The following is a 23,984-nucleotide window of genomic DNA, read 5'->3' on the forward strand; positions in this document are numbered from 1 at the left end:
TGACCCGCAGACCTTAGCGGTCGTTCCGCTGCTCGGTCATGGTCACCAGCTCGGCCGCCGCGGTGTGCGGATCCAGGTCACCGTCAGCGACGCTCTTCGCAAGACCGGCCAGGACCTCGCCGTCCCGGAGGTCTTCCATGCGGGCACGCAGCGTGCCCAGGGCGATCGCCTCGATCTCGGCGGCCGCTCGTCGCTCCCGCCGGCGGCGCAGCTCCCCCGTGTCTTTCAGATGCTCACGGTGCTCTGTGATCGTCGCCACGATCTCCTCGATGCCCTCGGCCCGCGCGGCGACGCTGCGCAGCACCCTCGGCCGCCACTGGCCGGGCGCGCGCTCGCCGAGGCCGATCATGCCCTGGATGTCGCGGTACGTGGCGTCGGCGCCGTCCCGGTCCGCCTTGTTGACCACGAAGATGTCGGCGATCTCCAGCACGCCGGCCTTCGCCGCCTGGATCGAGTCGCCCATGCCGGGCGCGAGCAGCACCAGGGTGGTGTCGGCGAGTCCGGCGATCTCCACCTCGGCCTGGCCGACGCCGACGGTCTCCACGACGACCGGGTCGCAGCCGGCGCCGTCGAGCACCCGCACGGCCTGCGGGGTCGCCGCCGACAGCCCGCCGAGGTGCCCCCGGCTGGACATGGAGCGGATGTAGACGCCCGGGTCCGTGGCGTGGTCCTGCATCCGGACCCGGTCGCCGAGGATCGCCCCGCCGGTGAACGGGCTGGACGGGTCGACGGCGAGCACGCCGACGCGACGGCCCGCCTTGCGGAACGCGCGGACCAGCTCGTTGGTGGTGGTCGACTTGCCCACGCCGGGAGCGCCGGTCAGCCCGATGACGTGGGCGTCGCCGGCGAACGGCGCGAGGGCCGCCGCGACCTGCGGCAGCACCTCGTCGCCGTCCTCGACCAGCGACACCAGCCGCGCGACGGCACGGGGGTCGCCCTCCCGCGCCTTCGCGACCAGATCGGGCACGTCCCGCGACCGCCGGACGCTCACCGCTGCGGTTCCTTGGCTTCGCTGCCTTCGCTCATGTCCTGAATGATCGCTGGTTCACCGCTTGGGGACACTTCACTGCTTCGGGACACGGAGCAGGAGCGCGTCGCCCTGCCCGCCGCCGCCGCACAGGGCCGCGGCGCCGAGCCCGCCGCCGCGGCGGCGCAGCTCCAGCGCGAGGGTCAGGGCGAGCCTCGCGCCGGACATGCCGATCGGGTGGCCGAGCGCGATCGCGCCGCCGTTGACGTTGACGATCGCCGGGTCGATGCCCAGGTCCGCGGTCGACTGCACGCCCACCGCGGCGAACGCCTCGTTGATCTCGACCAGGTCGAGGTCGGCGGTGGTGAGGCCGGCCTTGCCCAGGGCGTGCTGGATCGCGTTGGACGGCTGGCTGGTCAGCGAGTTGTCGGGGCCCGCGACGTTGCCGTGCGCGCCGATCTCGGCGAGCCAGGTCAGCCCGAGCTCCTCCGCCTTCGCCTTGCTCATGACCACGACCGCGCAGGCGCCGTCGGAGATCGGCGAGGACGTGGCGGCGGTGATGGTGCCGTCCTTGCTGAACGCCGGCCGCAGCTTGGCCAGGGTCTCGACCGTGGTCTCCGGCCGGATCTGCTCGTCGTCGGTGACCAGCAACGGCTCGCCTTTGCGCTGCGGGATCTCCACCGGGACGATCTCCTCGGCGAAGCGCCCGTCCTTCTGCGCGGCGGCGGCCTTCTGGTGGCTGGCGGCGCCGAACGCGTCCTGCGCCTCGCGGGTGATCCCCAGCCGCGCCACGTGGCGCTCGGTCGACTCGCCCATCGACACCTGGTCGTAGGCGTCGGTCAGGCCGTCCAGGGCCATGTGGTCCTTGATGACGACGTCGCCGTACTTGTAGCCCTGACGCTGCCCGAGCAGCAGGTGCGGGGCGTTGGTCATCGACTCCATGCCACCGGCGACCACGATGTCGAACTCGCCGGCCCGGATCAGCTGGTCGGCGAGGGCGATCGCGTCGAGGCCGGACAGGCAGACCTTGTTGACGGTCAGCGCCGGCACCGACATCGGGATCCCGGCGTCGATCGCGGCCTGACGGGCGGGGATCTGGCCGGCGCCGGCGGTCAGCACCTGACCCATGATCACGTACTGCACCTGCTCGGGCGAAACGCCCGAGCGCTCCAGCGCCGCCTTGATCGCGACGCCGCCGAGCTTGGTGGCGGGAAAGTCCTTGAGCGCGCCGAGCAGTCGTCCCATCGGCGTGCGGGCGCCGTTGACGATCACCGATTGAGTCATCGGGTGGCCTCCGAGAGATGGTTCACATCGCACCGTCGCGACTGAACGATTACTAGGGATTCAGACTATCGCTATGACGTCTTCCGACCCGCAGTTGGATATCTCACCCGTCGGCATCCTCCGCATCGATCACGTGGGTATCGCGGTGGCCGATCTCGACGTAGCCATCGAGTTCTACGCACGCGTGTTCGGCATGCGCGTGGTGCATGAGGAGACCAATGAGGAGCAGGGGGTGCGCGAGGCGATGCTCTCGGTGGGGCCGACCACCGACGGCGGCTGCCTGCAGCTGCTCGCCCCGCTGAGCCCGGCCTCGAACATCGCGAAGTTCCTGGACCGCAGCGGTCCGGGCCTGCAACAGCTCGCGTACACGGTGATCGACATCGATGCGACCTGCGCCGAGCTGCGGTCCCGCGGCGTCCGCCTGCTGTACGAGTCGCCGCGCCGCGGCACGTCCGACTCGCGCATCAATTTCGTTCACCCGAAGGACGCCGGGGGCGTACTCGTGGAGCTGGTGGAGCCATTCCGCGCAACTTCGAGCAACCACTCCTGAACTGGCCAGTGGACTTCTTCACAGGCCCGTTCCTGAGCTAGCTACCGTTCAGTAACGTCCGGTTGAGGGCATCGAGATGTGTCGCCGATCCCCATAGGCACCCCACTTTCCGGGGTCCCACGCTTGTTGCCTTCATCCCGGACGTTAGGAGCCAGCGGTGCAGCAGATCCTCGACGCGATCATGCAGGCGGAGCGGGCCGCGGACCCGGCAGCCGAGCTCCGCGCCGTGGCCGGCCTGCCGGTGCCGGCGTCGTACCGCGGCGTGGTCGTGCGCGCCGACGAGACCGACATGTTCGACGGGCTCGCGACCCGCGACAAGGACCCCCGCAAGTCCCTGCACGTGCAGGAGGTGCCGACCCCGGAGGTCGGCCCCGGCGAGGCGCTGATCGCGGTCATGGGCAGCGCGGTCAACTACAACACCGTCTGGACCTCGATCTTCGAGCCGGTTTCGACGTTCGGCTTCCTGCAGCGGTACGGCCGGCTCAACGACCTCTCGAAGCGCCACGACCTGCCCTATCACGTGGTCGGCTCCGACGCCGCCGGCGTGGTGCTCAAGGTCGGCCCGGGCGTGAGCAAGTGGAAGCCGGGCGACGAGGTGGTCGCGCACTGCCTGAGCGTCGAGCTCGAGGACGCCGCCGGCCACGACGACACCATGCTCGACCCGCAGCAGCGGATCTGGGGCTTCGAGACCAACTTCGGCGGCCTCGCCGAGCTGGCCCTGGTCAAGGCCAACCAGCTCATGCCGAAGCCCACCCACCTGTCCTGGGAGGAGGCGGCCTGCCCCGGGCTGGTCAACTCCACCGCGTACCGGCAGCTCGTCTCGCACCACGGCGCCCAGATGAAGCAGGGCGACACCGTCCTCATCTGGGGCGCGTCCGGCGGCCTGGGCTCCTACGCGACGCAGTTCGCCCTCAACGGCGGCGCGACCCCGGTCTGCGTCGTGTCCAGCCCGCAGAAGGCCGACCTGTGCCGGGCCATGGGTGCCGAACTGGTGATCGACCGCTCCTCGTACACCTTCTGGAAGGACGAGCACACCCAGGACACCGCGGAGTGGCGGCGGTTCGGCGCGGAGATCCGCTCCCTGACCGGCGGCGACGACCCGGACATCGTGTTCGAGCACCCCGGCCGCGAGACGTTCGGCGTCAGCGTCTACGTCGCCAAGCGCGGCGGCACCATCGTCACCTGCGCGTCGACCTCCGGGTTCATGCACCAGTACGACAACCGGTACCTCTGGATGAGCCTCAAGCGCATCGTGGGCAGCCACTTCGCCAATTACCGCGAGGCGTGGGAGGCGAACCGGCTCATCGCCCAGGGCCGGATCCACCCGACGCTGTCACGCACGTACGCACTGGACCAGACCGGCCAGGCCGCCCACGACGTGCACCGCAACGCGCACCAGGGCAAGGTCGGCGTGCTCTGCCTCGCCCCCTCGGAAGGCTTGGGCGTCCGCGACCCAGACCTGCGCGCCAAGCACGAACAGGCGATCAACCGCTTCCGCGACAGCTGACCCTTCGCGCGAGACGCGGAGGCAGGCCCATCCGAAGGACCCCGCGCCGGGACGGTCACAACGATGTGGCCCTCCCGGCACGGTTGTTTTTGCCCGCTGCCGGCAAAAACGCCATGTCATCCAGGGTGGGCATTCTCTCGGTCCGCGCGCCGTTCGGTGACCTTGAGCTGGCCGGACGGCCAGTCGACACGCCGACAAAGCAGGACAAAAACGTGGCGTGTCCTGCCACGGTGAAGTTGACCTTGTGACCATCTCGGAAGAGTGCCGTTGCACCCTTGCGAAAGCCCCCCCGTGGTCTGCAAGTATGTGCCAATGCCCCAGCAGCAGTCCTCGGTTGACTTCTTTCAGAACGGCTCGGACCACGAAGAGCTGAGTGTCGTCCTGCGCGGCTATGACCGTGCCCAGGTCGACGCCAAGATGCAGCGCATCAACGCGCAGCTCCAGCAGGCCAACCAGGCTCGCGAAGAGGCCGAGGGTCGCCTCGCCGAGTCCCAGCGGCGCATCCGTCAGACCGAGCAGCGGCTCGGCACGATGGAGCAGAAGCTGAGCGACACGAACAAGCAGCTGGAAGAGAACAACCGTCCGACGCTGTCGGGGCTGGGCACGCGGGTCGAGCAGATCCTGCGGCTCGCCGAGGAGCAGGCCAACGACCACCGGAGCGAGGCCAAGCGGGAGTCCGAGGGCATCAATTCCGCCGCGCGTCTCGAGGCTCGCGAGATCACCGACAAGGCGCGGGCCGAGTCCGCCGCCATGAAGGCGACCGCTGAGCGCGAGGCCGGCAACGTGCGCACCGCCGCCGAGCGGGAGGCCGCCGAGGTCCGGGTCCAGGCCCGCCGCGAGGCTGACACGCTGCGCGCCGACGCCGAGCGGGAGACCAAGCAGCTGCGCACCGCGACCGCGCACGAGGTGGCCGAGCTGAAGGCGACCGTCGAGCGTGAGGTGGCGACGCTGCGGGCCACCGCCGAGCGGGAGATCACCCAGCTGCGTGCCAAGGCCGCCCGCGAGGCGGAGGAGAAGCGCGCCGAGGCGACCAAGCTGCTCACCGACGCCCGCGACAAGCGCGACAAGGACCTGCAGTCCCTGGCGCTGGAGATCGCCGAGCGGCAGGAGAAGGCGGAGCGCGACGAGTCCGCCCGCCACGCCTCCGCGGTCGCCGCGACCCAGAAGCTGGTCGGCGAGGCCGAGAGCCGGGCACGGGCCGCCGAGGACCGGGCCAAGGAGATCGAGCAGCGGGCCGAGGCCCGTCGGGTCGAGTCCGAGCGCAGCGCCGCCGAGACCCTCGAGAAGGCCAAGAACCTGTCGGAGAAGACGGTCAACGAGGCTCGCGCCGAGGCACACCGTCAGCTCAGCGAGGCTCGCGCCGAAGCCGAGGAGACCACGCAGCGCGCCCGGCGCGAGGTCGACGACCTCACCCGCCAGAAGGACGCGGTCACCTCGCAGCTCGGCCAGATGCTCTCCGGTCTCGCCGGGATCATGCCGTCGGTCCAGCCGCCGCAGCAGGGTGGCCCGGCCGACGCCAAGAAGGCCAAGTCCGGCGACGGTGACAAGGTCTCTGCCTGACGCTCGCGGGGCGCGGTGATCCGGCCGCTTCTCGATCATTCACGGGGAGTTCGATCGCACGTCCCGTCATGCGCGGTGTGTAATTGCGCGTGGCGGGACGTTGCGTGTGAGGATGGGTGTTATGGCAGACGGCGACCTCTTCGACACAGGCCCGGGCGGCGTCTCTTCAGAGCCCGACTTCGAGACCGCACTGCGTGGGTATAACCGCAGCCAGGTCGACAAGTACTGGACTCAGTCAGAGAACGAGATCCATGCCCTGAAGCTGGAGAACGAAGAGGTCTGGGGCCAGGTCCAGGCGCTCGCGTCACAGGTCCAGGACCTGCAGATGGAGCTGGCTGACCTGCGGCGACGCGGTCCCGTGGGCGAAGTCTCGTTCCGGCACCTGGGCGCCCGCGTCGAGCAGATCCTCGGCCTCGCCGAAGATCAGGCCGAGTCGATCCGCGCCAACGCCGTGCATGACATCTCCGGCCTGCGGGGTGAGGCCGAGCGGCTGCTCGCCGACGCCCGTGGCCGTGCCGCGAAGGCCAACGAGGACTTCGAGCTCGCCCTCGCCGCCCGCCGTGCGGAGGAGGAGCGTCTGGTTACGGAGCGTCGCGCTGCCCTCGACGCGGAGACCCGCGCGGTCGAGGAGCGGGCTGCCGCCGGACGCGCCGAGGCCGAGCGGATCGTCACGCAGGCACACGCCGAGGCGCAGCGCATCACCGCCGCCGTCACCGCCCAGCTCGAGCAGGCCCGGCTCCAGGCGGAGCAGGAGCTGCAGTCGCTGCGGGCGAGCGCCGAGCAGCACTCGACGCAGGTCCGCGCCCACGCCGACCAGCACGCCGCCGCCGCGCAGCAGCACGCGACCACCGTCACCACCCAGGCCCAGCAGCAGGCCGACGCCGTCACCGCGCAGGCGCAGCAGCAGGCGGCGGCCACCCTCGCGCAGGCGAAGGACCAGGCCACCGCCCTGACCACGCAGGCACAGCAGCAGGCCGACGCCGTGACCGCGCAGGCGCAGCAGCAGGCGGCCGCGGTCACGGCGCAGGCACAGCAGCAGGCCGAGGCGGTGACCGCGCAGGCACAGCAGGCCGCCGCGGATGTCGCGACCAAGGCGCAGGAGGCCGCGGCCACCGTCGCCGCGCGGGCCGAGGAGCAGGCTGCGAGCGTCACCGCCCAGGCGCAGGAGGCGGCCGCGGCCGTCGCCGCCCAGGCGGAGCAGTCCGCGACCGCCGTCACCGAGCAGGCTGCCGCGCAGGCGAAGGCCATCGCCGACACGGCGGTGTCGAAGGCCGAGGCCGCGGCCGCCGAGGCGCACGCCACCGCCACCGAGGCACATCAGAAGCGCACCGACGAGGCGACGCAGAAGGCCGGCGCCGAGGCCGCGCAGCAGGCGGCCGCCGCCCGCGCCGCGATCGAGCAGGAGCTGCGCGACCTGCGCGCCGCCCATGACACCGAGCTCGCCGAGCTGCGCGCCACGGCCGAGCGCGAGCTCGCCGAGGCACGCGCCACGGCAAAGGCCGAGGCCGACCAGCTCCGCGCCGCCGCGAACACCGAGGCCGACGCGCTGCGCACCGAGGCGGCCTCGGCCGTGACCGCCGCCGAAGCCACCGCCGCCACCGAGGCGAGCGCCAAGGCCGCCGAGGTCGAGGCGGTCACGGCGAAGCTCGCCGCGGCCGAGGCCCGGCTGGCCGAGGTTCAGTCGCAGGAGGTCGCCCTCCGCGAGCGCCTCAAGGACGCCACCGCCGTCGAGGCGCGCCTCGCCGAGCTGCGCGAGCAGGAGCAGGCCCTCACCGAGCGGCTCGCCGCCACCGCCGCGGCGCAGGACGGCCAGGAGCAGCGGGAGAAGGACGTCACCGCCACCGAGGCGCGCCTGACCGAGCTGCGCGAGCAGGAGCGGGCGCTGACCGAGCGGCTGGCCGCGGCCGACGCCGCCGAGCAGCGGATCACCGAGCTGACGGCCCAGGAGGCGCAGCTGCGGGAGCGGGCGAAGGAGGCCGCCGACGCCGAGGCCCGGCTCGCCGAGCTGCGGACGCAGGAGACGGCGCTGCAGGGGCGGCTGACCGAGGCCGCGGCGCAGGAGGCCGAGCTGCGGCGGCGGGTCAAGGAGTCCGCGACCACGGAGTCCCGCCTCGCCGAGCTGCGCGAGCAGGAGACGGCGCTGACCAGCAAGGTCGCCCAGGCCGAGGCGGCGCTGAGCACCGAGCTGGCCGGGTTGCGCTCGCAGGAGTCGGACCTGACGACCCAGGTCGCGGCCGCCGAGGCGCGCCTGGCCGAGCTGCGGCAGCAGACCGTCGACGCCGACGCGCTGAGCGAGAAGGTCGCCGCGGCCGAGGAGCGGCTGCGCCAGGCCGAGGAGCGGGTCGAGGCCGCGCAGCGGCGGGCACAGGAGATCGACGAGCTCGCGAACGCCGCCGGGTCCGAGGCCGCCGAGCGCGCCGCGCAAACCGTCGCGGAGGCCGAGCGGGCTGCCGAGGCGATCCGGGAGGCCGCCCGCCGGGACGCGGAGACCGCGCCGGCCGGCGCCGCCCCGACGCAGTCCGCGGCAACCACCGCCCCGGCCACGAGCACCGCTGGGGGCGGGACCAACGGCAACGGCAAGGTGAAGGTCTCCGCCGAATAGCGGCAGATCGGGCGAGAAGTCTGACATCACGTCGGTCCAGCCTGTCCGAACTGCCGAAAGTCCCTGTGCGCCAGGTGCGGAAAGCCGACACTCAGGTTGAGGACGTGGTGACGGATCACGTATCGTCCGCGGGTCTGCGCGCCGAGTCACGTACAAGGGGGATTTTGTGAGCGGTCCGAAGCGTCGCGAAGGAGCCGCTCACCGGGATTGCAGGTTGAGCTCACGGCGGCGCCGCAGCGCAGCGGAGGTGACGGCGTGAGCAGCACGGAGCAGGTGCAACGAAACCAGCCCGGACGCCACACCGCCCCGCCTTCCAGACCACGCCGGCTCACCGGTCGCGTCGCGATCGGCGTCGCCATCGTGCTCGTGCTGGCGGCCGGCACGTTCGCGGTCGTGCAGTATGCGTCGGGCGGGTCGAAGGGCCAGCCGAGCAGCGGCGAGAAGGCCACCGTCATCAGCACCGCCGGCACCGTCATCGACGGGCAACAGCTGACCACGGCGCTGCACATCAAGGCCGACAACGTGAAAGTGATCAACTCGACCGTCCACCACAAGGGCACCGTGGCGATCCGGGTGTTCCCCGGCGTCAGCGGCACCGTCGTGGAGAACACCGAGGTGTGGTGCGACGCCAAGGACATGGTCGGCGTCGGCAACGGCGGCTACACCGCGACCAAGGTGAAGGTCCACGGTTGCGCCACCGGCTTCCAGCACTTCGCCGGCGCCCCCGCGGTGGTCACGGACTCGACGGTCGACGACCAGCCCTACAAGGCGAGCTACGCCTTCTCAGAGCCGGGCAAGAAGCACGCGACCGCCGGCGCCGGCCTGGTCGCGGGTCCGGTCAAGGCGGCGAAGCCCTGGCCAGGCCCGGACAACACGGGCGTGCCCGCCGGGACGGTGCTCACCCCGTACACGGGACCGTATGCGATCACCCAGAACGACGCCGTCATCGACGGGAAGATCCTCACCGACTGCCTGGACATCAAGGCGAAGAACGTCACGATCAAGCGGTCGAAGATCAGCTGCAAGAACAAGGGCGGCATGATCATCCGGGTGTTCGACGACGTGGTGCCCGGCGCGAGCCTGCTCATCGAGGACACGGAGATCGTGGGCGAGGGCCAGGGGCTCGGTGTCGGCTTCGGCCACTACACGATGCGCCGCGTCAACATGCACCACCTCAACGAGGGCCCGCGCGTCTCCGACGGCGCCGTCATCGAGGACAACTGGATCCACGATCTCGTCTTCACCGATGAGAAGGACCACCAGGACATCCTGCAGACGACCGGCGGCGAGCACATGATCGTGCGGCACAACACCCTTGAGGCGTTCAACCCGACGACCAACGACCCGTTCAACGCGGGCTTCCAGCTCGGCTCGGAGACCGCCCCGAAGCTGAGCGACCTCCTGGTCGAGGACAACCTGTTCACCGGCGGCAACTACACGGTGAACCTGCGCCCGGACACCAAGGCGGAGAAGGTCGTGTTCCGCAACAACGTGTTCGTGCAGAACAGCCGGTACGGGCCTGCCTCCAACGAGGACCTCGACGGCGTCACCTGGGAAGCCAGCAACGTCTACCTCGATGGCGGCAAGCCCGTCACCCAAGGACCTTAGAAGCGCACCACGGACTTCGTGACGGTGTACGCCTCGGCGTAGTGGGCCCGGCACTCCATGCCGCGGATCCGGGCCAGGCCGAGGAACACCTCGTCGTCCCACCAGTCGCGGGCCTTCTGCGACGGGAAGTGCTCGTGCAGCAGCTCGACCTTCCGCCGGCCCTGCTCGCGGGACAGCGGCACGTAGACGTTGCGCCGGGACAGGTCGCCGTCCCATTTCGGGATCTCGTAGTGCATGACGAGGGAGTCCCGGAACGCGGTCGAGGCCAGCGAGCCGAGCAACCGGTGGTCCTGGTGCGCGTCGTCGGTTGACGGCGCGAGAACCAGGTCCGGGGTGCCGAGCCGGGCCGCGGCCTCGACGATCTCCTTGGTCGCGTTCCAGTGCGCGGGCAGGCGGCCGTCGGGCAGGTCGTTGAGGTGGAACGTGACCGTGCCCTGGGACAGGAACGCGGTCGCGGCCGCGCGGGCCTCGTCCTGGCGGGCCGGCACGCCGGTCGCCAGGACGTAGTCGACGGTGACGCCGGCCGGCAGGGACAGCAGCAGGCCGCCGGCGGCGATCTCGATGTCGTCCGGGTGGGCACCCAGGGCGACGACGGATCGCACGCCGGCCAGCGAAAACTCGATCACGCGACCTCCGCTCCGCTCCGGCCGCCTGATCTGACACTGCGCCCCTGATGACCGGCCCCTCCGCTACGCTCCGGACCGGTCATGCGCGCTGCGTGGGGACGAGGGACGGGCGGCGGGCGGAATCCCACAGCATCCACGGGCAGTTGCCGTGGTTGTAGGCCTCCTCCATCTCCGCGCGGTCCTTGAACGTGTCGACCGCGCGCCAGAACCCGTCGTACTGCTGGGCGAGCAGCTTCCGGTCCGGGATGAGCCGGTCGAAGGCGTGCGGCACCATGTCCTCGCCGTCGCGCAGGGCGTCGAAGATGTCCGGCCGCATGATGAAGTAGCCGCCGTTCTCCCAGGTCATCAGCTCGCGGAAGTCCCGGACCCGCGAGACGGCACCGTCGGGGCCCATCTCCACGACGTGGTGCGTGGAGACCGGCGGCACGGCGAGCATGCTGACCGCCGCGGAGGACTCCCGGAAACGCTCCACCATCTCCGGCAGCGGCGCGTCGGTCAGCGTGTCGGCGTAGTTGGCCAGGAACATCGGCTCGTCCTCGACGTACTTGCGCACGCGCATGAGCCGCTCACCGATCGTGGCCTTGAGGCCGGTGTCGATGAACGTGATGTTCCAGTCGGTGATGTCGGTCGAGAACAGCTGCACGTCACGGTTGCCGCCGACGAGGGTGAAGTCGTTGGACAGCGTCTCGTCGTAGTGCAGGAAGTAGTCCTTGACCACGGCCGCGCCGTAGCCCAGGGCGAGGACGAAGTCGGTGTGTCCGAAGTGGGCGTAGTAGCGCATGACATGCCACAGCAGCGGCCGATCGCCGATCATCGCCATCGGCTTGGGCACGTTGCTCGTGCCCTCGCGCATCCGCATGCCGAGACCACCGCAGAACAGGACGACCTTCACGACAAACTACCCCTCAACGTCGAGAGCCGGGATCGGGTAGACCAGCTTGCCGCCCCAGTCACGCACGTAGGACAGCTGCGCGCTGATCTCGGTGCGCAGGTTCCACGGCAGGACGAGGACGTAGTCGGGCCGGTCCGCGGCGATGCGCTCCGGCTCATGGATCGGGATGTGCGTGCCCGGCAGGAACATGCCCTGCTTGTGCGGCGACCGGTCGACCGTGTACTCGAGCAGGTCCTCGCGGATGCCGCAGTGGTTGAGCAGGGTGTTGCCCTTGCCCGGGGCGCCGTAGCCGACGACCCGCTTGCCCTCGGCGCGGGCCCGCATCAGGAAGTCGAGCAGGTCGCGCTTGATGGTGAAGACCTCGTCGGCGAAACCCTGGTGCCCCTCGAAGGTGTGCAGTCCGGCCGTGGCCTCGGCGTCGAGGACGGCTTTGACGGCGACCGAAGGTTCACCCGCCGTCTCACTCCGCTGCGCGTGGACGCGCAGCGAACCCCCGTGCGTGCCGAGCTCCTCCACGTCGACGACGGTCAGCCCGCCCTTGGCGAGGGCCCGCGACGCGGTGAGCAGCGACAGGTACTGGTAGTGCTCGTGGTAGATCGTGTCGAACTGCCGGCGCTCGATCAGGCGGAGCAGGTGCGGGAACTCGAGCGTGACCAATCCGTCCGGTTTGACCAAGTTTGCCAGACCTTGGCTGAAGCCAATAATGTCCGGAATGTGCGCATAGACGTTATTTGCGGCAACCAGGTCTGCGCGGCCGTATTGCGCCGCGACCGATTCGCCGGTTTCCGGTCCGAGAAAGCACACCTCCGTCCGGATCCCCTTTTCGCGGGCCACCGCTGCGACATTTCCGGCTGGCTCAACGCCGATCACCGGAATACCCGCGGTCACGAAGTGCTGCAGAAGGTACCCGTCATTACTGGCCACTTCGGCGACCAGGCTCTCGGCCGTTAGGTTGAGCTTCTCGATCATCGCGACCGAGTACTGCCGTGCGTGCTCCACCCAGGATGATGAATAGGAGGAGAAGTAGAGGTAGTCGGAAAAGATCTCCTCACCCGCCACGTACGCCGGGAGCTGCACCAACAGACACTCAGAGCAGGTGCGCACGTGCAGTGGGTAGAACGTTTCCGGCGCGTCGACCTTGTCTGCGGAGACATAGCTCTCACACAAAGGTGACATACCGAGGTCGACGAAGGTCTCGGTGAGCTCGGCGCCACAGAGCCGGCACGAGACAACGGGCATGCGTCCCCCAAAATAATCGTTGGCGCTAGGCTCCTGCTACAAGGCGGAAGCTATACCGCGGGAGCAAGATGTGGACGCGTCAGCCTAAGGCAGAATCCAAGCCAAGAAGCTAGCGGTCACAGAAGACAGCGGTTCAACGCCAGAGTAAGAAGTCCGACACACCACCGAGGGCACTTTCGGTCCCTCTTAGACTCGCCTTCCACCCGCCGAGCGTTCGGGAGCTTCACCATGCGCGTTCTCGTCACTGGTCACGACGGATACATCGGCAGCGTGCTGGTGCCGATACTCCGGCAGGCCGGGCACGAGGTGGTCGGTCTGGACACGGGGTTGTTCGCGGACTGCGTCCTCGGGCCGGCCCCCGAGGAGGTCAAGACGCTGCGCGTCGACCTCCGCGACGTCGAGCCGTCCCACGTCACCGGGTTCGACGCGGTCATGCACCTGGCCGCGCTGTGCAACGACCCGCTGGGCAACCTCAACCCCGACCTGACGTATGACGTCAACCACCGCTCGACGATCCGCCTGGCGAAGGCCGCGAAGGCCGCGGGGGTGCAGCGGTTCCTGTTCTCGTCGTCCTGCTCGCTCTACGGCAAGGGCGCCGACGACACCCCGCTGGACGAGACGGCCGGCTTCCAGCCGGTGACGCCCTATGGCGAGTCGAAGATCCTGTCGGAGCAGGGCCTGCTGGAGCTCGCCGACGACGACTTCTCGCCGGTGTTCCTGCGCAACTCCACGGCCTACGGGTTCTCCCCCCGGCTGCGCGGGGACCTGGTGGTCAACGACCTCGCCGCGCACGCGCTGCTCACCGGGCAGGTCCGGCTGCTGTCGGACGGCAAGGCGTGGCGGCCCCTGGTGCACATCGAGGACATCTCCGCCGCGTTCCTGGCGCTGCTGGAGGTCGACCGGGCCCGGGTGCATGCCAAGGCCTACAACGTCGGCAAGAGCAGCGAGAACTACCTGATCCGCGACGTGGCGACGCTGGTGTCGGAGGTGGTGCCGGGCAGCGAGGTCACCTTCGCCGAGGGCGCCGGCACGGACCTGCGCAACTACCGGGTCACCTGCGACCTGATCGCGGCCGAGGTCCCCGAGTTCCAGCCGAAGTGGACCGTCAAGCTCGGCGTCGAGCAGCTGATCGAGCAGTACCAGCGGCACGGCCTCACGATCGAGCAGTTCGGCAGCGAGACCCACCAGCGGATCAAGCGGATCAAGTCGCTGATGGCCGATGGCAAGCTCGACAACAACCTGCGGTGGGTGGCATGAGCACGGACCGTGTCTGCGACGCGTGCGGCGAGGAGCGGCTGGTCCCGTTCGCCGACCTGGGTGACATCCCGGTCCTGTGCGGGGTGCACTGGGAGGCGCACGGCGACGCCGTCGCGTCCCCGGTCGGCAAGATGGAGCTGGCGCACTGCCCGCGCTGCGCGTATGTCCGCAACGTCGCGTTCGACCCGGACCTGCTGGTCTACGACACGACGATGGACACCAACCTGCACTTCTCCCCCGCGTTCCAGCGGTTCTCCGCGGACCTGGTGCAGAGCCTCAGCGAGCGGTACGACCTGAGCGGCAAGCTCGTGCTCGACATCGGCTGCGGCCAGGGCGAGTTCCTCAAGGAGCTCACCCACGTCAGCGGCGCGACCGGCGTCGGCTACGACGCGATGTACGCGGGCGAGACCGGCACCAGCGGCGCGACCACCTTCCACAGCGGGCTCGCCCCGCGGGTCGCCGGCCTGCCGGCGTATGACTTCTTCACCTCGCGGCACTGGTTCGAGCACCTCGACGACCCGCACGAGTTCCTGGTCGACCTGCGGGAGCAGGCGAAGGGGCGCGAGGTCTTCGGCTACGTCGAGGTCCCCGACGCGGTGTACGACCTCGCGACCGCCGGCTGGGAGGTCATCTACCCGCACGTGTCGTACTTCGACGCGTACTCCCTGGCGAGCATCTTCGGCCGGGCCGGCTGGACGGTCGAGTCGACCGGCACGCTGTTCTCGGGCATGTTCCGCTACATCGAGGTGTCGGCGAACCGGCCGCGCGCCGGCGGTCACGTCGCGCACACCGGCGAGCTGCCGTCGTTCCGGGCCCGCGACAAGCAGCTCGCGGCGATCGCCGGTTTCGCGGAGCGGCACCACGCCGAGCGGGAGCGCTGGCGCACCACGATCGCGACGCTCAACGCCGACGGCGCCCGGCCGGTGCTGTGGGGCGCGGGCTCGCGCGGCGTGCAGTTCCTCACCCTCGCCGACCGCGAGCTGGGCCTGCACGGCGTCGTCGACCTCAACCCGCGCAAGTGGGGCCGGTTCCTGCCGGTCACCGGGCACCGGGTCGACCCGCCGTCGACGCTGACCACGCTGCAGCCGAAGGCCGTGGTGATCACGAACCCGGCGTACAAGGAAGAGATCGCCAAGTCCCTCGCCGACCTCGGCGTGACCGCAGAGATTCTGGTGGCCTGATGCCTGAGGTCAAGCCGCGGGTGACGATCGGTATGACGACGTACAACGTCGAGAAGTACCTGCCGCTCGCCATCGAGTCCATGCTCGCGCAGGACTACCCCGACTTCGAGATCGTCGTCTGCGACAACCTGTCGACGGACAGCACCTGGGAGATCCTGGAGCGCTACGCCGCCAAGGACGAGCGGGTCCGGGTGTACCGCAACCCGGAGAACCTCGGCGAGGCCGGCAACTTCCGGCGGGTGGTGCAGCTGGCCCGCGGCGAGCTGTTCCGCCTGGCCGCGCACGACGACCTCGCCGCGCCGACGCTGATCAGCCGGTGCGTGGAGGCGCTCGACGCACACCCGGAGGCGATCCTGGCCTTCCCGCAGACGATGCTGATCGACAGCGACGGCAACGAGATCGGCCCGTGGGACGACGCCATGGACACCCACGACCTGCGCTCGCGCAGCCGGGTGAGCTGGTATGCGCGCAAGTGGAACCTCTGCAACGAGGTCTTCGGCGTGATCCGCACCGACGTGCTGCGCAAGACCCGGCTGCTCGGCCCGTTCCTGTCCAGCGACGTGCGGATGCTGCACGAGCTGGCGCTGCGCGGCGAGTTCGTCCAGGTGCCGCAGCGGCTGTTCTTCCGCCGGATGCACGCGACCAACACGTTCGGCGCCCAGCGCGACACCGACGAGGTGCTCGAGTGGCTGGAGCCGGGCGCGGCCAAGGGCAAGACCCGCAAGCGCAAGCCGGCCTCGGACCAGAGCCACCACACCAGGATGACCTGGGAGATCACCAAGGCGCTCATGAGCAACGAGCTGCCCGTGACCGAGCGGGCGGTGGCCACCGGGGCGTTCCTGACCTCGTGGGGCACCCGCCGGGGGCGGGCCAAGCTGGGCCGGATCCGCCGCTCGATCACCCGCACCCCGATCGCCCCACCGCCGTGGGAACAGCCGAACGATCAGCAGCAGTCGCAGGCCTAGGAGCTCGCATGAGTCAGAGCGTCGACCGTACCGTCGATCCGCTCGACCGCACCGTCGACCTGGACAGCACCATCGAGATCGGTGCCCTGAAGCCGCCGACGCCGCCGGCGCCGCCGGCCGTCAAGGCCGAGGACCCCGAGGAGGCGCCGCGTAAGCGCCTCAAGTCGGCGATCTTCTGGTCCTACGCACTGACCGCCGGCCGGCTCGGCACCACGACCATCGTCACGTTCGTGCTGGCGCACATGCTCGGCCCGCACGCGTTCGGCGTCGTCGGCACGGCGCTGCTGTTCGTGATGATCACGCAGATGCTGCTCCAGCAGACGCTGCTCACCACGATCATCCAGCGGGAGAAGCTCGACCCCGACCACCTCGACGCCGGGTTCTGGATCGTCATCCTCGGCAGTCTCTCGCTGACGGCCCTGGCCGCCGGCGCGGCACCGCTGTGGGCGGCGTTCAACAACCAGCCGGAGGTCACCCGGATCTGCGTCGCGCTCACGCCGATGATCCTGCTGCAAGGGCTGACCGTGGTCCCCGAGGCGATCATGCGGCGGAAGATGACGTTCCGGCCCCTCGCAATCCGGACGCTGATCGCGACCGTCATCGGTGGCGTGGTCGGCATCGTCATGGCACTCGCCGACTACCAGGCATGGGCACTCGTGGCGCAGCAGCTGGTGACCGGCGTGGTCGGCGCGGTCGTGCTGTGGACGGTCACCGACTGGCGGCCCCGCTGGCGGCTGCCGCGGCAGGCCGTCAAAGACCTGCGGGGCTTCTCCGCGCAGGCAGCCCTCGGCGGCATCGGTGTGTTCCTGGCCATCCGCATGGACATCCTGGTCATCGCCAAGTTCTTCGGCCCGATCGCGGTCGGCCTCTACCGCATCGCGCAGCGCCTGCCCGACATGCTCACCGAGGTCACCAGCCGGTCGCTGCAACAGGTGTCGCTGCCGGAGCTGGCCAGGTTGCAGCGCAAGCCGGCGGAGCTGGGTGACCGGCTGGCGAAGATGATGCACGTCTCCGCCGTCGCCGGGCTGCCCGCGCTGGGCATCCTCGCGGCCACCGCGAAGCCGCTCGTCGCGCTGCTCGGCCCGGAGTGGTCGCCGGCCGGGACCGGCATGCAGCTGCTGTGCATCGTCGGCGTCGTCAACGTCTACGGGGTGCTGCTCGGCCCCGCCCTGCAGGCGGTCGGGCGGCCCGGCATCAACACAGCGCTGTCCTGGTTCCAGCTGTGCGTCGGCGTCGGCACGTTCTACCTGATCGGCCGTTGGCTCAATGGCACCCAGGACGACCGGGCGCAGGTCGCCGCGATCGCGATCGGCATGTCCGCGGTCGAGCTGTCGATCACGATTCTGATGATGTACATCACGTTCGTGCGGGTACTGAAGGTCAACACCTGGCAGATCCTCGGCCCGACGGTGCCGGCGTTCATCGCCGGGTCGCTGGGCTTCCTCATCCCCTTCCTGGTCGACCGCTTCGGTCTGGTCGGCGGCCCGTGGGTGCTCAAGTTCGTGGTCTACGGCGTGCTCGCCACCGGCATCTCCGGCGGCCTGCTGCTCGCGCTCGACACTCGCACCCGGGGAATGGTCATGCGGAAAGTACAACCGATGCTGCGCAGAGCTTAGGGAGCAGTTCCTTGCAGTTCGACGAGTCCAACCGCCTGCGGCCGTTGGCGCACGCCGTCATTCCCGGCGGCGCGCACACCTACGCGAAGGGCGACGACCAGTTCCCGCAGGAGGCGCCGGGCTTCATCGTGCGGGGCAGCGGCTGTCACGTGTGGGACGCCGACGGCAACGAGTTCGTCGAGTACGGCATGGGCCTGCGCTCGGTCACCCTCGGTCACGGGTACGCGCCGGTGGTGCAGGCCGCGGCGCGGCAGATGGCGGAAGGGCTCAACTTCAGCCGCCCGGCCACCATCGAACTGGCCGCGGCACAGCGGTTGCGCACCGCGCTCGGGGTGCCCGACCGGATGGTGAAGTTCGCGAAGAACGGCTCCGACGCGACGAGCGCCGCGGTGAAGCTCGCCCGCGCGTTCACCGGGCGGGACCTCGTCGCGGTCTGCGCCGACCACCCGTTCTTCTCCACCGACGACTGGTTCATCGGCACGACCGGGATGCCGGCCGGTATTCCGGCCGCGATCCGTGACCTGACCGTGCGGTACGGCTACAACGACCTGGCGAGCGTCGAGGCGCTGATAGCGGCGCACCCCGGGCGGATCGCCTGCCTCGTGCAGGAGGTCGAGACCACCGAGCCGCCGGCGCCGGGCTTCCTGTCCGGCCTGCGGGCGCTGTGCGACCGGCACGGCATCGTGCTGATCCTCGACGAGATCATCACCGGGTTCCGCTGGCACGTGCGCGGCGCGTCGCACGTGCACGGCGTCCAGGCGGACCTGACCACCTACGGCAAGGCGCTCGGCAACGGCTTCGCGGTCGCCGCGCTCGTCGGCCGGCCCGACATCATGGCGCTCGGCGGCCTGCACACCGACCGGGAGCGGGTCTTCCTGCTGTCCACGACGTATGGCGCCGACACACACACGCTCGCCGCGGCGATGGCGGTCCTCGACGTGTACGAGCAGGAGCCGGTCATCGAGCACCTGCACCGGCAGGGGCGGCGGCTGGCCGACGGGGTGCGGGCGGCCGCGGCGGCGCACGGGGTCGAGGACTTCGTCGGCGTGGCCGGCCGCGACAGCAACCTCATCTACCTGACCAAGGACGAGCGGGGCGAGCGGTCCCAGGCGTTCCGGACGCTGCTGCTGCAGGAGCTGATCCGCCGCGGCGTGATCGCCCCGTCGTTCGTGGTCAGCTACTCGCACACCGACGCCGACATCGACCGCACCGTGGAGGCGGTCGACGGCGCCCTCGCCGTCTACGCCAAGGCGCTGAGCGACGGCGTCGAGGCCTATCTGGTCGGCCGTGCCGTCAAGCCGGTATTCCGCCCTTACGTCTAGGGGTTACATCGTGGTCGCAGTCAGCGAACAACGGGAACAAGAGGTCCGGCGCCCTTCCCGCACTCCGGTGAAGGCCGCCCTGGTTGTGGGGGCCCTCGCGGTCGGGACGGTCGCCTCGATCCTGCGGCAGCCGGGCCCCGGCGCGCTGGACACGATCTGGGCCGAGGACGGCGAGATCTTCCTGACCCAGGCGGCGCGCGACGGCGCCGGAGCGTTCACCACGTCCTACGCCGGCTACTACCACCTGGTCGCCCGCATGGTCGCCGGCGTCGCCGCGCTGCTGCCGGCGTCGCAGGCCGCGGCCGCGCTCGCGATCGGCGCGGCGCTGGTCACGACGCTCTTCGCGGTCGCCGCGTACGCCCTGAGCGGGGAGTACCTGTCCTCGACCGTGGCCCGGCTGGTGGTGTCGGTGCCGGTCGCGGTGCTGCCGATGGCGCAGGGTGACGTGCTGAACTCGCCCGCGAACCTGCACTGGACCGGCCTGTACGTGCTGTTCTGGTTCCTGCTGTGCCGGCCCGCCTCGACCGCCGGGAAGGTCCTCACCTGCGCCGGGATCGTGCTGGTCGTGGGCAGCGACATCCTCACCGGCGTCTACCTGCCGTTCGTGGCGTTCGTCCTGTGGTTCCACCGGGACCGGTACGCGGTGGCGAAGGCGGTCGCGTTCGTGGTGCCGCTGGCCGTGCAGGTGCTCGGGCTGCTGACCGGGGCGAGCGAGCGGGAGGGCCTGGCGCCGGACCCGGTGCGGGCGGTGACCGGCTTCGTGCTGCGCGCGGTGCCGACGGCCCTGTTCGGCGAGCGGTGGGTCGGCCAGACCGTCAGCACCCGCAGCATCCTCTTCGCCGCGGTCGCGTGGCTGCTCATCGCCGCGGTGCTGGTCCTCGGCCTGCGCAAGGTCATCCGCCCACGGTGGACGCTGGTGATCGCGGCGGGGGTGCACAGCGCACTGGTCTACATCGCGCCGGTCGCGCTGAGCGGCATCGCCACCCCTCGCTACAACGTGGCGCCGGCCCTGCTGGTCCTGGTCACCCTGGTCGCGCTGCTCAACGACGTGACCGGGGTGCGGGCGCTCGCGGCGCTGCTGCTGGTGGTCTGTGCGGTGAACTTCCGGGTGGACAACGCCCGCGCCGACGGGCCGGACTGGCACACCGGGTTACGGGGTGCCGAGGCGGCCTGCGCGGCCGATCCGGCGGGCACCGCCACGGTCGAGGTGACCCCGCTGGCGGCGCCCGGATGGCACGTTGCGCTGCCGTGTGACTATGTCGACAGAAAATGACCCCATGGCAATCCGGTCATCGTCGGACAAGCAATTATCAGGCGAACTATGATCCACTCCAGAGTTAAAGCCTGAATTTCCTCGGCCGTTCGGGCAGGGTTGCCTGGCGGAACGACGGACGTCGCTACACCCCGGAACGAGATTCACATTCCAGGGCCCACATGTACGCTGAGCTGCGAAACAGAAGATCACTTCTGTCCGTTTCGCCACATTAGTACCATAGTTCTAATTTGCGTTTTTTGTTATTGTTGAACGCGTGAAGTGGCATTTCATGTTGCCTTAAAAGAGGGCATGTAAAGAATGCGACACGGCGAGATTGCCAGTGCCCACTTGCCTCCCACACGCGTTATCCGCCAGTGTCGCTAGGCGACTGCCGAGGGGGCGCCGCGATGATTATTCTTCGGGAGCAGGGTCGGTCATGAAGGTTGGCGTCATCGGCTGTGGTTACTGGGGAGCGAAGCACGTCCGCGTGCTCTCGTCGCTCCCCGAGGTGTCCCTGGTCGTCGCGATCGACGCGCAGACGGAGCGGATCGAGCCGTTGCGCCGGATGTATCCGAGCGCGCTCTGCGTCACCAGCCTCGACGAGGTGATCGACCTCATCGATGCCGCGATCATCGCCACCCCGCCGCGCTCGCACGCGCCCCTCGCGAAGCGCCTGCTCGCCGCCGGCAAGCACGTCATGGTCGAGAAGCCGATGACCGCCTCGACCGCGGAGGCCCGCGAGCTCATCGCGATGGCCGACGAGGCCGGGCTCACCCTGGCCACCGGGCACACCTTCGAGCACAACGCGGTGGTCAAGCACCTGCGTGACATGGTCGCCGCCGAGGAGCTCGGCAAGATCTACTACATCGACACCGCGCGGCTGAACCTCGGGCTCTACCAGCCCGACGTCAACGTCGTCTGGGACCTCGCGCCGCACGACATCTCGATCATCAACATGGTGCTGGGCAGCACGCCGACCGCGGTGAGCGCCTGGGGCGCCAGCCACGCCGGCACGCCCTTCGAGGACGTCGCCTACCTGCGGCTGGAGTACGGCGCGATCGGTGCCACCGCCAACATCCACGTCAGCTGGCTCGACCCGTCGAAGGTCCGCCGCGTCACGGTGGTCGGCAGCCAGCGCATGGCGGTCTACGACGACATGCTCGACGAGGGCCGGCTGCGCATCTACGACAAGGGCGTCCAGGGCGCCCCGCTGGACGGCACCGTGCCGATGTCGTACCGCTACGGCGGCATCACCGCGCCGCACATCCCGATGACCGAGCCCCTCGGCGAGGTCGACCGCGACTTCGTGCAGTCGGCGCTGACCGGCCGCACCCCGCAGGTCGACGGCCGCCGCGGCCTCGCGGTCGTGGAGGTCCTCGAGGCCGCCGCCGAGTCCATGGCGACCGGCCGCACCGTCGAGATCTCCCAGCACGCCAACGTCTGACCCGCTGCTTCTCCTTCCAGGAAAGGACCTCACGTCCCGTGCGTATCCCGTTCAATGACCTCGCCACACCGCACGCGTCGATCGTCGAAGACGTCGTCGCGGAGGTGCGCGCGCTGGCCGGCAACTCCCGCTTCATCGGCGGGCCGGCCGTCGAGGCCTTCGAGCAGGACTTCGCGGCGTACTGCCGCACCACGCACGCCGTGGGGGTCGCCAACGGCACCGACGCGATCGAGCTGACGCTGCGGGCGCTCGGCATCGGCGGCGGCGACGAGGTCCTGGTCCCGGCCAACACGTTCATCGCGACCGCCTCCGCCGTCGCGGCCACCGGCGCCACCCCCGTCTTCGTCGACGTGGACCCGGTCAGCCTCCTCGTCACGCCCGCCTCGCTGGAGGCCGGCGTGACCGAGCGGACCGCCGCGGTGATCCCGGTGCACCTCTACGGGCACATGGTGCCGCCGGCCGACGTGCTGCCGTTCGCGGCCAAGCACGGCCTCGCCGTGATCGAGGATTCGGCGCAGGCGCACGGCGCCAACGCCCCGGATGACGCCTCAGGTGAGAAGGTTCGAGCCGGTTCCTACGGCGTCGCCGGAACCTTTAGCTTTTACCCAGGCAAGAACCTCGGCGCCTGGGGCGACGGCGGCGCGGTCGTGACCGACGACGCACAGCTCGCCTCACGGATCCGGTCACTGGCCAACCACGGCCGGTCCGAAGGCACCGACCACTACGAACACCGCTACATCGGGCGCAACAGCCGGCTCGACGCGTTGCAGGCAACTGTCCTGCGCCGCAAGCTGGCCGACCTGGACTCAGCCACCGGGCAGCGCCGGCGCGTCGCGTCGGTCTACGCGGAGGCCCTTGCCGCCCACGGCATCCCGCTGGTGGCACCGCTGCCCGGAGTGGACAGCGCATGGCACCTGCTCGTCGCGCGGGTGCCGGGGCGCGAGGCTGTGCGCCGCCTGCTCGACGAGGCCGGCATCGGCACCGGGGTCCACTACCCGGTTCCGTGTCACCGGCAGCACGCATACGCTACCGACCAGACCACCAGCCTTCCGGCGGCCGAGCAGGCCGCCGCCGAGATCCTCTCCCTTCCCTTCTTCCCGCACCTGCGGGACGAAGAGGTCGCCTATGTCGCGGACCACCTCGCCAAGGCGATCACCGCGCTCTGATCTTCGTCAGCTCGCTCGTTCGTTGTCGCACCAACGCACAGTGAGGAGGTGTCGCCGTTGACCGCGCCACAGGCCGTCGACGCAGCACTGAACACCACGCCGCCCTTGGCCTCGTCCTCGGATCAGGCCACGGATGACGCCACCGTCGTGATCTCGTCCCTGCCCCAGCCGGCCACCGCGCCGATCGGCGGCGAGCTCGAGATCCCCGACGACGCCACCGTCGAGATCCCGATGCCGCAGCGGGTACTGCGCAAGGTCGGCAGCGGCTGGGGCCTGATCCAAGGGCACCGCGAAGGTCGCTCGCTCATCCCGAAGCGGTCCCTGCGTCAGCTCGCGGAGGGGCTCGTCGCGCTGGCGATCCTCGCCATGCTGTCGCCGGTGCTGCTGGTGGTGGCGCTCGCGGTCAAGTGGACCAGCGAGGGCCCGATGCTGTTCCGGCAGGAGCGGCTGGGCCTGCACCGGAGCACGTTCAAGATCATCAAGTTCCGCACGATGAGCAACAAGAACAGCGACGCGCAGCACCGCGAGTTCGTCAAGAAGATGCTCACCTCCGACGATGACGTCGACGGCGGCGAGCAGGGCGTCTACAAGCTGGTCAACGACCCGCGGATCACGCCCATCGGCGGCTTCCTGCGGCGCACCAGCATCGACGAGCTGCCCCAGCTGTGGAATGTCGTGCGCGGCGAGATGTCCCTCGTCGGCCCGCGCCCGGTCCTCGCCTGGGAGGCCGACCTGTTCCCGCCGGAGGCGGAGCGCCGCTTCGCGTGCCGGCCCGGCATGACCGGACTCTGGCAGGTCTCCGGCCGCAGCACCCTGGACTTCAAGGCCGCCCTCGAGCTCGACGTCACGTACGTCGAGAAGAAGTCGGTCTGGTACGACATCTCGATCCTCTGGCGGACCGTCGGGGTCGTCTTCAACAGATCGGTTGCACGGTGAAAGATCC

19 protein-coding genes are annotated in these 23,984 nt (G+C 70.0%); 14 read left to right on the top strand and 5 right to left on the bottom strand.

The features are described from left to right. Positions 1-13: 13 nt before the first annotated feature. Positions 14-991 carry a methylmalonyl Co-A mutase-associated GTPase MeaB gene (gene meaB, locus AB0K00_RS26305; RefSeq protein WP_363524755.1) on the bottom strand — a complete coding sequence of 326 codons (978 nt, stop codon included), beginning with the start codon at positions 989-991 and terminating at the stop codon, positions 14-16. A gap of 72 nt (positions 992-1,063) precedes the next feature. Next, positions 1,064-2,251, bottom strand: coding sequence for an acetyl-CoA C-acetyltransferase (locus AB0K00_RS26310; RefSeq protein ID WP_363524758.1), 1,188 nt, complete (start codon positions 2,249-2,251; stop codon positions 1,064-1,066). 73 nt (positions 2,252-2,324) lie between these two features. Here AB0K00_RS26310 and mce point away from each other — a divergent pair, with 73 nt between their 5' ends. The 5 genes from mce to AB0K00_RS26335 all read left to right on the top strand — a co-directional run bounded on the left by mce (position 2,325) and on the right by AB0K00_RS26335 (position 10,078). Continuing rightward, a complete protein-coding gene (gene mce, locus AB0K00_RS26315; RefSeq protein ID WP_363524760.1) occupies positions 2,325-2,801 on the top strand; it encodes a methylmalonyl-CoA epimerase in 477 nt (158 codons plus the stop codon). 157 nt (positions 2,802-2,958) lie between these two features. Further along, entirely contained in the window at positions 2,959-4,308 is a 1,350-nt protein-coding gene (gene ccrA, locus AB0K00_RS26320; RefSeq protein ID WP_363524763.1) for a crotonyl-CoA carboxylase/reductase, read from the top strand. A 312-nt stretch (positions 4,309-4,620) separates the two neighbouring features. Further along, the gene (locus AB0K00_RS26325; protein WP_363524766.1) at positions 4,621-5,868 is read left to right on the top strand and encodes a cell division protein DivIVA; all 1,248 of its coding nucleotides are present in this window, start codon (positions 4,621-4,623) and stop codon (positions 5,866-5,868) included. A gap of 121 nt (positions 5,869-5,989) precedes the next feature. Further along, positions 5,990-8,470, top strand: coding sequence for a hypothetical protein (locus AB0K00_RS26330; RefSeq protein WP_363524769.1), 2,481 nt, complete (start codon positions 5,990-5,992; stop codon positions 8,468-8,470). A 255-nt stretch (positions 8,471-8,725) separates the two neighbouring features. Continuing rightward, a complete protein-coding gene (locus AB0K00_RS26335; RefSeq protein WP_363524772.1) occupies positions 8,726-10,078 on the top strand; it encodes a hypothetical protein in 1,353 nt (450 codons plus the stop codon). Here the strand turns inward: AB0K00_RS26335 and AB0K00_RS26340 are convergent. The 3 genes from AB0K00_RS26340 to AB0K00_RS26350 form a co-directional block, all read right to left on the bottom strand. Then, entirely contained in the window at positions 10,075-10,704 is a 630-nt protein-coding gene (locus AB0K00_RS26340; RefSeq protein ID WP_363524775.1) for a PIG-L family deacetylase, read from the bottom strand. The two genes, AB0K00_RS26335 and AB0K00_RS26340, sit on opposite strands and share 4 nt — an antisense overlap. A 79-nt stretch (positions 10,705-10,783) precedes the next feature. After that, positions 10,784-11,596, bottom strand: a complete 813-nt coding sequence (locus AB0K00_RS26345) for a sugar phosphate nucleotidyltransferase (protein ID WP_363524778.1) — start codon at positions 11,594-11,596, stop codon at positions 10,784-10,786. 6 nt (positions 11,597-11,602) lie between these two features. Then, a complete protein-coding gene (locus AB0K00_RS26350; RefSeq protein WP_363524780.1) occupies positions 11,603-12,835 on the bottom strand; it encodes a class I SAM-dependent methyltransferase in 1,233 nt (410 codons plus the stop codon). Positions 12,836-13,063: 228 nt separating this feature from the next. On the opposite strand from AB0K00_RS26350, the gene AB0K00_RS26355 reads away from it, so the two are divergent. From AB0K00_RS26355 to AB0K00_RS26395, 9 genes are all read left to right on the top strand, one after another. Then, complete coding sequence (locus AB0K00_RS26355; protein ID WP_363524783.1) at positions 13,064-14,092, top strand: SDR family oxidoreductase; 1,029 nt, start codon at positions 13,064-13,066, stop codon at positions 14,090-14,092. Then, complete coding sequence (locus AB0K00_RS26360) at positions 14,089-15,273, top strand: methyltransferase domain-containing protein (protein WP_363524784.1); 1,185 nt, start codon at positions 14,089-14,091, stop codon at positions 15,271-15,273. Before AB0K00_RS26355 ends, AB0K00_RS26360 begins: the two co-directional genes overlap by 4 nt. Continuing rightward, positions 15,273-16,238, top strand: coding sequence for a glycosyltransferase (locus tag AB0K00_RS26365; RefSeq protein WP_363524786.1), 966 nt, complete (start codon positions 15,273-15,275; stop codon positions 16,236-16,238). The genes AB0K00_RS26360 and AB0K00_RS26365 overlap by 1 nt, the downstream gene beginning before the upstream one ends. A gap of 8 nt (positions 16,239-16,246) precedes the next feature. Further along, positions 16,247-17,854, top strand: coding sequence for a lipopolysaccharide biosynthesis protein (locus tag AB0K00_RS26370; protein WP_363524789.1), 1,608 nt, complete (start codon positions 16,247-16,249; stop codon positions 17,852-17,854). Between the two features lie 11 nt (positions 17,855-17,865). Next, positions 17,866-19,176: a glutamate-1-semialdehyde 2,1-aminomutase gene (locus AB0K00_RS26375; protein WP_363524792.1), complete on the top strand. Its 1,311-nt coding sequence runs from the start codon at positions 17,866-17,868 to the stop codon at positions 19,174-19,176. A 10-nt stretch (positions 19,177-19,186) separates the two neighbouring features. Then, a complete protein-coding gene (locus AB0K00_RS26380; protein ID WP_363524794.1) occupies positions 19,187-20,449 on the top strand; it encodes a hypothetical protein in 1,263 nt (420 codons plus the stop codon). A gap of 418 nt (positions 20,450-20,867) precedes the next feature. Further along, the gene (locus AB0K00_RS26385; protein ID WP_363524797.1) at positions 20,868-21,875 is read left to right on the top strand and encodes a Gfo/Idh/MocA family oxidoreductase; all 1,008 of its coding nucleotides are present in this window, start codon (positions 20,868-20,870) and stop codon (positions 21,873-21,875) included. A 38-nt stretch (positions 21,876-21,913) separates the two neighbouring features. Further along, positions 21,914-23,041, top strand: coding sequence for a DegT/DnrJ/EryC1/StrS family aminotransferase (locus tag AB0K00_RS26390; RefSeq protein ID WP_363524799.1), 1,128 nt, complete (start codon positions 21,914-21,916; stop codon positions 23,039-23,041). A 57-nt stretch (positions 23,042-23,098) separates the two neighbouring features. Next, the gene (locus tag AB0K00_RS26395) at positions 23,099-23,977 is read left to right on the top strand and encodes a sugar transferase (RefSeq protein WP_363524802.1); all 879 of its coding nucleotides are present in this window, start codon (positions 23,099-23,101) and stop codon (positions 23,975-23,977) included. Positions 23,978-23,984: the final 7 nt, after the last annotated feature.

Origin of the sequence: Dactylosporangium sp. NPDC049525, from assembly GCF_040676755.1 — a bacterium.
In the GTDB taxonomy this organism is placed as follows: domain Bacteria; phylum Actinomycetota; class Actinomycetes; order Mycobacteriales; family Micromonosporaceae; genus Dactylosporangium.

What these genes read in the sequence shown, in the direction of transcription:
- AB0K00_RS26310 (WP_363524758.1), bottom strand. Translation starts at nt 2,251, where the DNA reads ATGACTCAATCGGTGATCGTCAACGGCGCCCGCACGCCGATGGGACGA.
- mce (WP_363524760.1), top strand. Translation starts at nt 2,325, where the DNA reads ATGACGTCTTCCGACCCGCAGTTGGATATCTCACCCGTCGGCATCCTC.
- AB0K00_RS26325 (WP_363524766.1), top strand. Translation starts at nt 4,621, where the DNA reads ATGCCCCAGCAGCAGTCCTCGGTTGACTTCTTTCAGAACGGCTCGGAC.
- AB0K00_RS26330 (WP_363524769.1), top strand. Translation starts at nt 5,990, where the DNA reads ATGGCAGACGGCGACCTCTTCGACACAGGCCCGGGCGGCGTCTCTTCA.
- AB0K00_RS26350 (WP_363524780.1), bottom strand. Translation starts at nt 12,835, where the DNA reads ATGCCCGTTGTCTCGTGCCGGCTCTGTGGCGCCGAGCTCACCGAGACC.
- AB0K00_RS26355 (WP_363524783.1), top strand. Translation starts at nt 13,064, where the DNA reads ATGCGCGTTCTCGTCACTGGTCACGACGGATACATCGGCAGCGTGCTG.
- AB0K00_RS26360 (WP_363524784.1), top strand. Translation starts at nt 14,089, where the DNA reads ATGAGCACGGACCGTGTCTGCGACGCGTGCGGCGAGGAGCGGCTGGTC.
- AB0K00_RS26365 (WP_363524786.1), top strand. Translation starts at nt 15,273, where the DNA reads ATGCCTGAGGTCAAGCCGCGGGTGACGATCGGTATGACGACGTACAAC.
- AB0K00_RS26370 (WP_363524789.1), top strand. Translation starts at nt 16,247, where the DNA reads ATGAGTCAGAGCGTCGACCGTACCGTCGATCCGCTCGACCGCACCGTC.
- AB0K00_RS26385 (WP_363524797.1), top strand. Translation starts at nt 20,868, where the DNA reads ATGAAGGTTGGCGTCATCGGCTGTGGTTACTGGGGAGCGAAGCACGTC.